This window comes from Tellurirhabdus rosea (assembly GCF_026278345.1).
GTDB lineage: Bacteria > Bacteroidota > Bacteroidia > Cytophagales > Spirosomataceae > Tellurirhabdus > Tellurirhabdus rosea.
Genome location: NZ_CP111085.1, coordinates 1,528,433 through 1,540,731, shown reverse-complemented (window position 1 = coordinate 1,540,731; position 12,299 = coordinate 1,528,433). Strand labels below are relative to the sequence as shown.

The 12,299-nt window shown below is 56.1% G+C and carries 9 protein-coding genes; 4 read left to right on the top strand and 5 right to left on the bottom strand.

Annotated features, from left to right (window positions below):
• Positions 1-82: 82 nt before the first annotated feature.
• Complete coding sequence (hppD, locus tag ORG26_RS06430) at positions 83-1,204, bottom strand: 4-hydroxyphenylpyruvate dioxygenase (protein ID WP_266367752.1); 1,122 nt, start codon at positions 1,202-1,204, stop codon at positions 83-85.
• A 93-nt stretch (positions 1,205-1,297) separates the two neighbouring features.
• Entirely contained in the window at positions 1,298-2,458 is a 1,161-nt protein-coding gene (locus tag ORG26_RS06425) for a homogentisate 1,2-dioxygenase (protein ID WP_266367750.1), read from the bottom strand.
• A gap of 357 nt (positions 2,459-2,815) precedes the next feature.
• Between ORG26_RS06425 and ORG26_RS06420 the strand changes: the two genes are divergently transcribed.
• A complete protein-coding gene (locus ORG26_RS06420) occupies positions 2,816-3,727 on the top strand; it encodes a nucleotidyltransferase family protein (protein ID WP_266367748.1) in 912 nt (303 codons plus the stop codon).
• Positions 3,728-4,062: 335 nt separating this feature from the next.
• Entirely contained in the window at positions 4,063-4,473 is a 411-nt protein-coding gene (locus ORG26_RS06415; RefSeq protein WP_266367747.1) for a hypothetical protein, read from the top strand.
• Between the two features lie 147 nt (positions 4,474-4,620).
• Here the strand turns inward: ORG26_RS06415 and ORG26_RS06410 are convergent, their stop codons facing one another.
• Positions 4,621-6,318 carry an AMP-binding protein gene (locus ORG26_RS06410; protein ID WP_266367746.1) on the bottom strand — a complete coding sequence of 566 codons (1,698 nt, stop codon included), beginning with the start codon at positions 6,316-6,318 and terminating at the stop codon, positions 4,621-4,623.
• A gap of 88 nt (positions 6,319-6,406) precedes the next feature.
• Positions 6,407-7,135: a hypothetical protein gene (locus ORG26_RS06405; RefSeq protein WP_266367745.1), complete on the bottom strand. Its 729-nt coding sequence runs from the start codon at positions 7,133-7,135 to the stop codon at positions 6,407-6,409.
• Positions 7,136-7,264: 129 nt separating this feature from the next.
• Here ORG26_RS06405 and ORG26_RS06400 point away from each other — a divergent pair, with 129 nt between their 5' ends.
• Together ORG26_RS06400 and ORG26_RS06395 are read left to right on the top strand one after the other, a co-directional pair.
• Positions 7,265-7,780 (top strand): hypothetical protein, encoded by a 516-nt coding sequence (locus ORG26_RS06400; RefSeq protein WP_266367743.1) that lies wholly within the window; start codon positions 7,265-7,267, stop codon positions 7,778-7,780.
• An 88-nt stretch (positions 7,781-7,868) separates the two neighbouring features.
• The gene (locus ORG26_RS06395) at positions 7,869-8,519 is read left to right on the top strand and encodes an acetoacetate decarboxylase family protein (RefSeq protein ID WP_266367741.1); all 651 of its coding nucleotides are present in this window, start codon (positions 7,869-7,871) and stop codon (positions 8,517-8,519) included.
• Between the two features lie 55 nt (positions 8,520-8,574).
• On the opposite strand, the gene ORG26_RS06390 is transcribed toward ORG26_RS06395, so the two are convergent.
• Positions 8,575-12,219 carry a M1 family aminopeptidase gene (locus ORG26_RS06390; protein ID WP_266367740.1) on the bottom strand — a complete coding sequence of 1,215 codons (3,645 nt, stop codon included), beginning with the start codon at positions 12,217-12,219 and terminating at the stop codon, positions 8,575-8,577.
• Positions 12,220-12,299: the final 80 nt, after the last annotated feature.

Here is a 12,299-nt window from a genome sequence, read left to right as displayed (position 1 = left end):
ATTGAGCGATTGAGTGAATGTGCACATTGCGGCACTATGCAGCGCCCGCTCAATCACTCAATCACTCATTCACTCAATTAAATTATAACGTTCCCCGCAGTTCCTGTTCCCGCTCGATGGCTTCGAAGAGGGCTTTGAAGTTGCCTTTTCCAAAGGATTTGGCTCCTTTGCGCTGGATGATTTCGAAGAACAGCGTCGGGCGCGGACAGATGGGGCGGGTGAAGATCTGCAACAGATAGCCTTCGTCGTCCCGGTCCACCAGAATGCCCAGCGGGCGCAGCGTTTCGATTTCTTCGTCGATCTGGCCGACGCGCTCTTTCAGGTCCTCGTAGTACGCGTCCGGTACTTTCAGGAACTCGACGCCCCGGTCGCGCAGGGCCATGACGGTCTCCACGATGTTGTCGGTAGCCACGGCGATGTGCTGCACACCCGAGCCGCCGTAAAAATCCAGGTATTCTTCCACCTGCGACTTCTTTTTACCCTCCGCCGGTTCGTTGATCGGGAATTTGATGCGGCCGTTGCCGTTGCTCATCACCTTGCTCATCAGGGCCGTGTAGTCCGTCGAAATGTCTTTGTCGTCGAACGAAACGAGTTGGTTGAAACCCATGACGTTGGCGTAGAAGTTTACCCAGGTGTTCATCTCGTTCCAGCCCACGTTGCCGACCATGTGATCGACGTAGCGCAACCCCACTTCCGACGGCCCGTACTGCGGGTTCCAGGCACGGTAACCGGGCAGAAAAACGCCGCTGTACCCGTTGCGCTCCACAAACATGTGTACCGTGTCGCCGTAGGTATGAATGCCCGAAACGACCACGTATCCATGTTCATCCTCCGAGCGGGTCGGGCGCTGGAACGCCACGGCCCCGCGCTGCGTGGTTTCTTCGAAGGCTCTGGTCGCATCATCGACCCAGAGGGCCACGACCCGGACGCCGTCGCCGTGCTCGTCGATATGCTTGCCGATTTCGGTGCCGCCGTGCAGCGGGGAGGTCAGCACGAGGCGGATTTTGTCCTGAACCACCACGTACGATTCGCGGTCTTTGAGGCCCGTTTCCAGTCCGGCGTACGCCAGTGGCTGGAAGCCGAAAGCCGTCTGGAAGAAGTGCGCCGCCTGCTTGGAATTGGCGACGTAGAGTTCAAGATAATCGGTTCCGTTCAAGGGCAGGAAGTCCTGTACGGGGGTTTCTAAGATTGCTGATGATTCCATATCGGGTGCGGACCTCGGGTCCGTTTTTGTTGATGTAGTGCGGGCTATAAGCCTATTCAATGACTTGTTATGAATGCGAACTTTTGGTCCGTGTTACTCCAGCCACGATTTGTAATATTTGCCGTCGTCGAGGCGCATGGCCTCTTCCGTCAGCATCAGCGGCCGGAACGTATCCACCATGACGGCGTATTCCTGCGTTTCCTTCTTGCCGATGCTCCGTTCCATTGCGCCGGGGTGCGGCCCGTGCGGAATCCCGCCCGGATGCAGCGTGATGTGGCCCTGCGCGATGTCGTTGCGGCTCATAAAATCCCCGTCTACGTAGTACAACACCTCGTCGGAGTCGATGTTTGAATGGTTGTAGGGAGCGGGAATCGCCTTCGGATGGTAGTCGTACAGGCGCGGGCAGAACGAACAGACCACAAAGGTGTCCGTCTGGAAGGTCTGGTGTACCGGCGGCGGCTGGTGAACGCGGCCCGTAATGGGTTCAAAGTTCTGAATATTAAAGCCGTACGGGAAATTGTACCCGTCCCAGCCCACCACGTCGAACGGGTGCGAGGCGTAAACCAGCGAATGGAGCGAGCCCTGTTTTTTGATTTTCATCAGAAAATCGCCCGTTTCGTCGTGCGTTTCCAGGTCCTGCGGGCGCTTGAGATCGCGTTCGCAGAACGGCGCGTGTTCGAGCATCTGCCCGAAGTGGTTGCGGTAGCGTTTGGGCGTATAAATCGGCGAGTGCGATTCGAGGTACAGCAGCCGGTTGTCCGGCGTGTCGAACTCCACCTGGTAAATCATCCCCCGCGGAATGACGAGGTAATCACCGTATTCGAACGGGATGGTGCCCAGCAGCGTCCGGAGGCGGCCCGAACCTTTGTGGACAAACAGCATCTCGTCGGCATCGGCGTTTTTGTAAAAATAATCCGTCATCGACTGCCGGGGCGCGGCCAGACCGAGCACGACATCCCGGTTGACCAGCAGCGGCACCCGGCTCCGGATAAAATCGTCCGCCGGTTCGACGTTGAAGCCGATGAGCTTCCGGGAGAGCATGTTTTTCTCGACGGCCACACGCGGCGTCATGTCCACGCTTTCCAGCACTTCCCGCACCATCGTCGGGCGGTGAACGTGGTACAGCAGCGACGACATGCCATCAAAGCCGATGGTGCCGAAAAGCTGTTCGTAATAAAGGCCGGTCCCGTCCGGTTTCTCAAACTGCGTGTGCCGTTTGGGCGGAATGGTGCCGAGGGTGTGGTAAAACGGCATGGTTTTCAGTTTTTAGTGAAAACCCCCGAATCTCCGGTACGAAAAAACGGGGGCGTCAGCAGCACTACAGTTTACCGTTGATGAAGTGTAATCCTCAATAGTTGCTTTAACAACTATTGTTTTGCTCACAATATTAGACAAAATTTTATTTGTAGAACATTTCTGAGATTAAATTTTCTGAAAGAATGATTCAGTGGTTAGGAAAGCCGCCGGGCGGCGACGTTTCCGGAAAAGGTCCGGAAGTGTTCTTTAGGGGCGTTGCGTCAGTTTTTGGGCCTTTGCGGTTAAAATTCCTCTTACCTTTGAAGGACAAAACCGCAAGCAGGTCTCTTTATCATATAATAACCATACACACGAATGCAACCGACACTTCTGATTCTCGCGGCAGGCATGGGCAGCCGCTATGGTGGCGTCAAACAGCTCGACCAGTTTGGTCCCAACGGCGAGACGATCATCGATTATTCTCTCTTTGACGCCATCCGGGCCGGTTTCGGCAAGGTGGTGTTTATCATCCGGGAAGAACTGCGCGACGATTTTGAAGAGATTTTCCGGCCGAAGCTGGAAGGCAAAATTGAGTACGACTACGCCATCCAGAGTCTACAATCCTACGTTCCCGCCGACCTCGGAACCGTCCAGCGGACCAAACCCTGGGGCACGGGTCACGCCATGCTCTGCGCCTGGGAACAGACCAGCGCGCCCTTTGCCGTCATCAATGCCGACGATTTCTACGGCCTGGAGGCGTTTCAGGTGATGGGCGACTTCCTGCGGACCAATACCGACGACCAACTGCACGCCCTGGTGGGCTACGAAGTGAAGAACACGCTTTCGGAAAACGGTTCGGTTTCGCGCGGCGTGTGTTCGGTGGACGAGAACGGCAACCTCGCTTCGGTCATCGAGCGGACCAAGATCTACGAGAAAGACGGCGGGGCCGCAGGTCGGCAGATCGTTTATGAAGAAGCCGAAGGCGTCACGCCGCTTGCGCCCGAAACGCCCGTTTCGATGAACTTCTGGGGATTCAAGCCGGCGGTCTTCCCGCTGGTTCGTGAACAGTTCGAGGCGTACGCCCGGGCTAACTTCGACCTGCCCAAAGCCGAATTTTACATTCCGACCGTCATGACGAACCTCATTCAGCAGAACCAGGGGCACTGCAAGGTGTTCCGCAGCCGCTCCGAATGGTTTGGGGTCACGTATCCGGAAGACAAGCCGACAGTGCAGGCATCGCTGAAACGGCTCCACGACGAAGGCCAGTACCCACAGCAACTGTGGTAAAACACCCGTTTTGACGATAAAGCAAAAATCCCGGCTGGACCGGGATTTTTGCTTTTTGCAGGATTAATAGAACCTATTCAAGTAAGCCCCTTCCGGAAGCCCGTTTTTGGACATTTCATTTTTTGAAGTATTACCAGTAACAAAGAGAGAATCGTTGTACTATTCCTTGAGTAACGGTGACGAAATGAACAACTTTTCAGGTGTTAACAATTAGGTAATTGACTTGTAATCAAGCGTAGATAACTTTGTTGCAGCAAAAGTTCAGACGGCGGTAAGAAAGTAGAGATTGCTTGCTTATTGAATTTTAACAAGTCTGAATACAACCTGAAATAGATATGAAAACGAATAATTCTTTCACAAAAAACATGATGCTGACCCTGGCGACGCTGGTGGTAGCAAGTCTTGGTCTGATGACGCCCGCTACGGCCGCTACCCGCGCCGATAAGCCGAAGAAAACGGAAGCCGCTCCGAAACTGAACGTGACCATCGAAACTTTCGGCGGTACCAAGTTCCGGCTGACGCTGGCCGACCAGGTCGATAGCAAAGTGATGGTGCTGGTTCGTTCGGAAGACGCCAGCGAAATCCTGTACAAGAGCGCTCTGAGTTCGCTCAACGGCAAAGTGTTCGACCTGTCGCCCCTGGCAGACGGCACCTACGTCTTCGAAGTCGCCGCCGGTGACCGGAAATTCACGCAAACGTTCGAGCTGAAAACACAAATCAACCGTGTTGCACTGGCTAAGAACTAAGCGTCCCGTAGCCGTCCGGACTTTTGCAAAGTTTAGGGTATAAAACAGTTTAAGGTTTAGGGTTTATGGTTTATAGTTGCTTCGCCTCTCTATTCGCATTGAGGCAGAGCAACCATAAACTATAAACCCTAAACTTTTAAACCCATTTCACACCTCCCAGATCACCGTTTCTTCCCGTTCGTACCAGATGGGCATGTGGGGTTCGTAGCGGGTTTCGATGATGTTCCGCTTGATCTTCATGGTGGGGGTCATCAGGTTGTTATCGACCGTCCACGGTTCTTTCACGATGACGACTTTCTTCACCCGTTCGTAGGCGTGTAGCCGCGCGTTGAGGGTGTTCACGGTTTCTTCCAGGCTGTTTACCAGTAGGTTACGTTCGGCCTGCTGGCCCAGATCGGACAGGACGACGAGCGCCACCGGCTGCGGCAGACTCTGTCCGGCCACGCAAACCTGCTCGATCAGCTTGTTGTCGGCAAACCCGAACTCGATCTGGGCCGGAGCCACGTACTCGCCTTTGGACGTCTTGTACATTTCCTTCACCCGTCCGGTGATGCGCAGAAAACCTTCGTCGTCCAGCACGCCCACGTCGCCGGTATGGAGCCAGCCATCCCGGAGGCAGGCCGCCGTCAGCTCGGGTTCGCGATAGTAACCTCGCATGAGCCAGTCGGCTTTGGTCAGCACTTCTCCCGTCGCCGGGTCAATTTTGACCTCCATGCCGGGGTAAAGCTTCCCGACAGTGCCGTCCTTCATCTGGTCCCGGGGCATCATCGACACGGCCCCCATGTTTTCGGTCATGCCGTAAGCTTCCTGAATGTGAATGCCCAGCCGGCGGAACCACTGAATCAGGGAAATGGGCATGGGAGCGGCCCCGGTCAGAATTAGTTCAGCGTCGTTGAGGCCCAGCGACTTCCGGATTTTTGCCTTCACCAGACTCGAAACAACCGGAATTTTCAGGAGCCGGTCCAGCTTCGGCTGCGGAAGTTTGGCCAGAATGGCCAGCTGGAATTTTGTCCAGATGCGCGGTACGGCCAGAAAGTGCGTGGGACGGGCCGCCGCCAGATTTTTCGAAAAGGTGTCCAGCGATTCGGCAAAGTACACCGTGCCGCCCGTTCCGAGGCTGGTCGCCTCGACAATATTGCGCTCGGCGACGTGGCAAAGCGGGAGATACGAGAAAAAACGCGGATTTTCCACGTCATACCGGACCAGCCCTTTGGTGCGCTCGATGGCGGCGGCCATCGCCCGGTAATCCATCATCACCCCTTTCGGATTGCCCGTGGTGCCGGAGGTGTACACAATCGAAAACAGGTCTTCCATCCGGGGCAGCGGGCTGTCGGTCATCGGGTCGTACTCAGCCATGATGTCGTCCCACTGCACATGGTCCGGATCGGGGTTGTAATTGGGAAACGAAATGCTGCGAATTTCCCGGGAAACGCCCGGTTTCATGCCTTTCCAGTTGTCGAGTTTGCCCACAAACAGGACCGGACAGCCGCTGTGTTCGAGAACCTGCTGAAGCTGCTCGCCGGTCAGCGTCGGGTAGAACGGAACGGACACGTGGCCGCTGATGAGGATAGCCAGATCGGCGATGATCCAGTGAGCACAGTTTTTGGAAACCAGCCCGATATTGCTTTTGGGAGGTAATCCCAGCGAGTTCAGGTACGAAGCCATTACCCTTGCCTGCCTGCCCACTTCACCCCAGGTAAAGTCGATGAAGCGGTCCCCGACGGGTTGACGCAGATAAACCTTGTGAGGCTGCTGTTTTTCCCAGTAATAGAAGAAATCCACCAGGGTCGACAGGGGCTGCAGGTCGGTGCGAATGGTTTCCATCGCGGATACAGACGTATTCATAGGATAAGGTAAGTGTTTGTGCGTGAACGGGATAAGTCTAAAAATAACAATCTGTATCGAAATAGTTTAAATTTTTCAGCAAAAATTATTATTCTATTGGCCGACTAGTTTTCTGGCGGGCTCTCCATTTCTTATAATCTACCGTGAACCGGTCGAGGAAAAAAGCCGGACTGATGGAGTAGAAAAAGCCGTTGTAGCCGAGTTGGGAATCGGTAGACTGCACGTACGGAACGACCCGATAACCGCCGATGAAGTTGACTCCGAACCAGCGAAGCGCCCGAAGCCGACGCAGTTCCGGAAACTTCAGAGAAAGGGAAAGGGCCGCTCCGGTGGGCACAAAATAGCCCCGTCGCCGGGTCCGGGCCTGGTTGGGGTAATTGAAACTGTCGTACCGCACGGTTCCGAAACCGGCCTCGACCGGCACGCTCAGTTCCCAGAATTTGCGCCGGAAAAGGTAGGGCTCGTAATACGCCGTCAGGTAGCTGAGGCGGCGGGTCAGCCGGGTGTAAGGCTCCGGAACAATCCCCGGGCGACTGAAAAGCTGGCGGCCGACATAATAGCCCAGTCCCAGCTTGTACTTCCGGGGAAACAGCAGCCCCGCCCGGATGCCCCAGATGTTGAACGCATCTGGTCCGGACCGGTCGCCGAAGGGCGTACGGAAAAAGAAAAATCGCTGGTCGGTATCGGCGACAAAGCGGACTTTGGTGATCGGTTCGGCGGGCGCGGTAATCAGCGAGTCCGATAACGAGCAGGCATTCAGGTCGTTCAGACGGCCGGTCAGGAGCAGGAAAACAAAGGGCAGGGATCGCAGGGGCATTGGGTAAAAGTTCAGCTATCAACAAAACTTCGCGCAGCGGTAAAGGTTAGGGCAACTATAGCCTGCGGGTAAACGGGCGGTAACATTTGATTAAACAAACCGTTTATCCGCAAACTTTTGAGCAACGTTATGGCAGCGAAAACCGAGAAAGCCGCTGAAAAGAAACCGGCAGCGAAGGCTAAAAAATCAATATCCGGGGAGGGGGCTTCCAAAAGTCCTGCGGCCCGAAAATCCTCGAAAAAGGATGACTCCAACTACACGGATCTGGCCCTCCGGGAGAAGTTGAAAAATAAAATCATGGAAGGCGACAAGGGGGGCAAGCCCGGACAATGGAGCGCCCGGAAGGCCCAGTTGCTGAAAAAAGAATACGAAGAGGCGGGGGGCGGCTACCACAGCAGCAAAAAAACGGAATCGCAGAAAAGCCTCCAGAAGTGGACGGACGAAGACTGGCAGACTTCGGACGGCAAGGAGGCGGACCGCAAGGGCGGAACGACCCGTTACCTGCCCAAAGAGGCGTGGGACAAGCTTTCGCCGGAGGAAAAAAAGGCTACGAATGTGAAGAAGCAGACGGCTTCGCGGGCGGGCAAGCCCCGGGCGGCCAATACCAAAGCCGCCAGCAAAGCCCGGAAGGAAGCCAAAAGCTGATGGTTACCCGTAAAAAGTCAGGGCTTGCCGTCCGGTCTGGTTTCCGGCGGGCCCTGATTTTCCAATTTTAACTCTTTACCAAAACCCTATGACTCCTGACTTCATCGCCCCCGCACCCTGGAAGTTAACCGGCGACGGCCTCGTTTTCGTCGCCCATTTTCCGGCTTCTTTTGTCCGGCAAAATGGGTTTCTGGCGGAGTACCAACGCGGCGCGTACAAAGGGGTGATGGGGGCGGTGATGCTGGTGGATTACCACACGTCGGGGGTGGGGCCGTACCGGGAGCTGCTTTTTATTCCGGGTCTTTTCAAACTGGGCGGGAAGTGGGGACTGTCCATCAGCAAGATCTACGTCTCGACCTACGACAGCGTCTGGAACGGGTTCGAAAATTGGGGCATACCCAAAGAACTGGCCGATTTCGCCATTGTTCACAATGCGGATGGGACGCGCCGGTACCGGGTCAGCGCCAACGGCGTCAATTTTCTGGATGTGCTGGTGAAGCCCTGGGGGCCGCGTTTTCCGGTTTCCACGAAGCTGATGCCGCTCTTTCGACTGCTGCAGAAGAAGCGGGGAGAAATGCTGCTTACCCGGCCGGTCGCTTCCGGAAAAGGGCAGCTCGTTTCGGTGAAGGATATGTCTGTTAAGTCGGCTTATTTTCCCCAGATCGGTCGCATCCGCCCGCTGGCCGTAATGGCGGTAGAGGACTTTCGGATGACGTTTCCGGTGGCGAAACGTATTTAACCACGAAGGGACGCTGCGGTGCTTACCTCCGTGTCCCTCCGTGGTTAAACTCACCTTACAGCCCGGACACTTTCTTCAGATTATCTTCCGGCAGGCGGTCAACCAGGAAGTTGATGGGATCGATTCCCGCCTCGTAGGGTTCTTCCCGGACGAGGAAGGTGTACCTGCCTTCTTTCTTCCGAATCCGTTCGCGGCGGATGGCGAGCAGTTTGCCCTGTTTTTTGCCTTCGGCGGGTTTGCCGTAGACGCCCACGTCGATCCAGTCGTTCAGCGTGGCCGGGGTTTCGCGGCCGAGCGAATCGGCGCGGAACTTCTCACTCTGGACGTTCACGGTTACTTCGTACTGCCCGTCCGGCCGCTTTTTAGAACTGGCGGCCAGCGCCCGGTTGTTGAAGATGGTCATCTCCCGGAACAGGTCGGTAATCAGGTATTGCAGGGAGTCCGGCGTGGCCTTCTGGAGCAGGTCCGTCAGGGCGTAGGCGTTGGGATAGGGCGGTCTGCGGTAGGCGTAATTGGCCACCAGCTCCCGCAGGGCCTTGTTCACCGCTTTCTCGCCGATCATTTCTTTCAGGTAATACATCACCACGCTGCCTTTCCGGTAGTGGATGTAGCCCTGGTTTTCCACCCGTTCGAGCGGCACTTCCCGCTTCGACTCGGCTCCCCGCGATTCCAGATAGCTGTCCATTTCGTACTTCAGAAACTTCTTCATCCGGTCGCGCCCGTACTCTTTCTCCATCACCATCAGCGCCGAATACTGGGCCAGCGTCTCCGAAAGCAGCGTCGCGCCCTGCATTTCGGCCCCGATCACCTGGTGCGCCCACCACTGATGCCCCATTTCGTGCGCCACCACGTAGTAGACCATGTCGATATCCTCTTCCGGGTCGATTTTGGCGATAAAGCCGATGCTTTCGGAATACGGCATGGTGCCGGGAAACGCCTGCGCAAACGTGGCGTACCGCGGGAACTCGATGATCCGGGCCTGTTTATGGTAATACGGGCCGAAGTTTTCGGTATAATACGCCAGCGACTTTTTCATCGACCGGATCATGTTCGGCACGTTATACGGATGCTTTTTGTCATAATACACCTCGATATCAATGCCGTTCCACTTCTCGCGGGCCACCTCGTACCGGGCCGAAATGAACGAATAGAAGTTCATCGACGGGTGGTCGAGCCGGTAATGGAAGTAGCGACGGGGTTTGCCCGCCGGGTCGGTTCCGCGCCATTCTCTCAGGCGCGAACCCGGCGCGATGGCCAGCTGGTCCGGCGAGGTGCTGATCACCGTTTCGACCATCACCCAGTCGGCATCGTTACTCAGGTAGGTGTTTAGACAGGCGTCCGTGCAGTTGCGGCGCAGGGGCGGCATCCGGTCGTTTTCCTTCAGGTCGTACTTTTTGCGGGTGGTTTTGTCCGACAGCTCGTAGCTTTCCTGGTAGCCGATCTGGGGCGCAAAGTCGGTATTGTCGAAGAACGAACCGTTGTTGTTGACCTGTTTGACGAACGTAACCTCGTTTTCAAAGCCTTTCTGGAGGCGTTTGGCCGTGAAGTGCAGCTTCATCGAGTCGCCGGGTGCGAGGGCGGGCGAAAGTCGGTAAATCCGGTACAGCACCTCCTCATCGTTCAATAGCAGTTTTTCGCCGCGGTCCGTTTTCAGGGTGTATTCGTGTTCCGTGGGCAGCTTGATGTGCAGGGAGTCAATCGGGAAGCTGCTGCGGTTGACCAGCACGTAATCCCCTTCGACCAGCAGGTTTCGTTCTTCCGGATACACATCGATCCGGTACTTCACGTCGGCGATGCGCGGCTGCGGGCGGCCCTGGTATTTTTTGTACTTTTTCTCATAACCGGCCTGCAGTTCCTCGGTTTCGTCCTCGCTTCGGTAGGTATTCAGCACCTTCGTATTGTAAAAAATAAAGCCGCCGCAAAGCACGAAGGTCGCCAGCAGCCCGAAGAACAGCAGCCGCCCCGAACCGCTGAAAGCCAGCCGGGCATTCCGCCGCCGACTGCGCCAGGCCGTATCGCGGCCGCGTATCCAGAACAGAATCGCGACCAGCGCCAGCATCGCCGTACACAGCGACCAGTACAGCCGGAACCAGACATAGGAGGTCAGGTAGGGGCCGTAGCCCGTCATGTCCGAGTAGGTGTAATTCGGTCGCGCGTTGAACTGGGCAAGGTTGGAAACCACATCCAGCGGCCCCCAGATGCTCGAATTGGCGAACAGCACGGCCACAAAGACAAAGAACGCGAGGTACTTATTGTTGACCAGCGTATGCACCAGCATCGACAGGACCATCAGCGGAATGAAACTGAGCAGGTCGATCAGGAAAAATTCGGTAAAATAAAGCCCCGGTTCAAAGTGCGTGTACCCCTGCACGGCCTGCGCCACGACGCCCGCGCCGATGCAGAACAGCAGAATCAGCGCGACGATGCCCGTCATCGACAGCAGTTTGGCCACAAAAACGGTCCAGGTCCGGTGCGGCGTGGCGTCATAAATCTGGTCCAGGTCCGCATCCCGCTCTTTCCAGATGATGGCTCCCGAATAGAAAATGATGATGGTAATCAGAAACAGGTACATCGTGCCCCGGATGAGCCCGATGACGTTGTAGGTGACCGGGTGTGAGCTCAGACCGTACATTTTGCCGGCATACCGCAACTGAAAACCCATGTTGAGCAGACCCAGAATCAGAATGGCGATGAACGCGGTGCCGGTCACGACGCCCCGGAAGTCGGTGCGCGTCATCCGCCAGAGCTGCACCAGCCGGGCCCGGGCGTCGAAGTGCTGCGTCACCGGAGGCAAAGCCGCCAGCGGGGAATAAATGAAGTGCTCTGCCTCTTCCTCGCGCCGGAAATTGAGCCAGCGACGGCCCCGCAGCAGCGGCTTCCGGGCGGTCTGTTCGGTAAACGAGAACCGGACATACGTAAAGGCCAGCACCAGCACCCCGAAGCCCAGCCAGATGGCCCGGTTGAGCAGCATCATGGGATCGTCGAAGCCGACCGAAAGCGTATTTTTCTCACTGACCGTCCAGTATTTCGTCAGCAGTTCGTACGGCCGTGCCCCGAACGTATCGACGTAGAACGCCAGTTTTTCGTTTTCGATATCGCTCAGAAAACTATTGGCCGTCAGGTAGGCGACCAGAAAACCAATAGCCCCCACAAACGCCACCAGCGTCGAGCGGGTCAGGGCGGCCAGAGCAAAAATGACGGCCCCGGTAATGAACGTGTTGGGGACGGCAAAGACCAGAAAGCCCTTGAGGTGCGCGGCCCAGTCGATGGCCGTGTAGCGGTCGGGTTCGATGAGGTCGAACGTCTGACCGATGACCGTTCCGATGATGATGCCCAGCGAAATGCCCAGAAACGGAATCAGCGAGACGATGAACGAGCCCCAGAAGCGGCCCATCAGGTAAGCCATTTTGCTGATGGGCGACGAAAAGACAATGCCGCTGGTCTTGTAGCTGAAGTCGCGCAGGGCGGCGTTCTGCACAAAGGCCGTGGTCATCAGCAGCGCAAAGATGCACCAGGTGACGTACTGGTTCTGAATGACGTACGGCGCGTTTTTGTAGATGTTGCCAAACGAGCCGCCGATGCTCAGGTCATCGTCGGCCGCTGCCCAGGCAAAGAGCAGCAGGTTCAGCAGCATGAAAATATACACCATCGGCTGCCTCAGCCAATAGCGGAGTTCGAAGGTAAAAATATGACGAAACATGGAGCCAGAGAAAAATGAATAATGAAAAAAGAATAATGAAGGATGGAGTAGGGATGTGGCCAGGAGGCTTCCTAAACACG

Coding starts and splice junctions, on each gene's coding strand:
- hppD (WP_266367752.1), bottom strand. CDS start 1,204: ATGGAATCATCAGCAATCTTAGAAACCCCCGTACAGGACTTCCTGCCC.
- ORG26_RS06425 (WP_266367750.1), bottom strand. CDS start 2,458: ATGCCGTTTTACCACACCCTCGGCACCATTCCGCCCAAACGGCACACG.
- ORG26_RS06420 (WP_266367748.1), top strand. CDS start 2,816: ATGCAACCGACACTTCTGATTCTCGCGGCAGGCATGGGCAGCCGCTAT.
- ORG26_RS06415 (WP_266367747.1), top strand. CDS start 4,063: ATGAAAACGAATAATTCTTTCACAAAAAACATGATGCTGACCCTGGCG.
- ORG26_RS06410 (WP_266367746.1), bottom strand. CDS start 6,318: ATGAATACGTCTGTATCCGCGATGGAAACCATTCGCACCGACCTGCAG.
- ORG26_RS06405 (WP_266367745.1), bottom strand. CDS start 7,135: ATGCCCCTGCGATCCCTGCCCTTTGTTTTCCTGCTCCTGACCGGCCGT.
- ORG26_RS06400 (WP_266367743.1), top strand. CDS start 7,265: ATGGCAGCGAAAACCGAGAAAGCCGCTGAAAAGAAACCGGCAGCGAAG.
- ORG26_RS06395 (WP_266367741.1), top strand. CDS start 7,869: ATGACTCCTGACTTCATCGCCCCCGCACCCTGGAAGTTAACCGGCGAC.
- ORG26_RS06390 (WP_266367740.1), bottom strand. CDS start 12,219: ATGTTTCGTCATATTTTTACCTTCGAACTCCGCTATTGGCTGAGGCAG.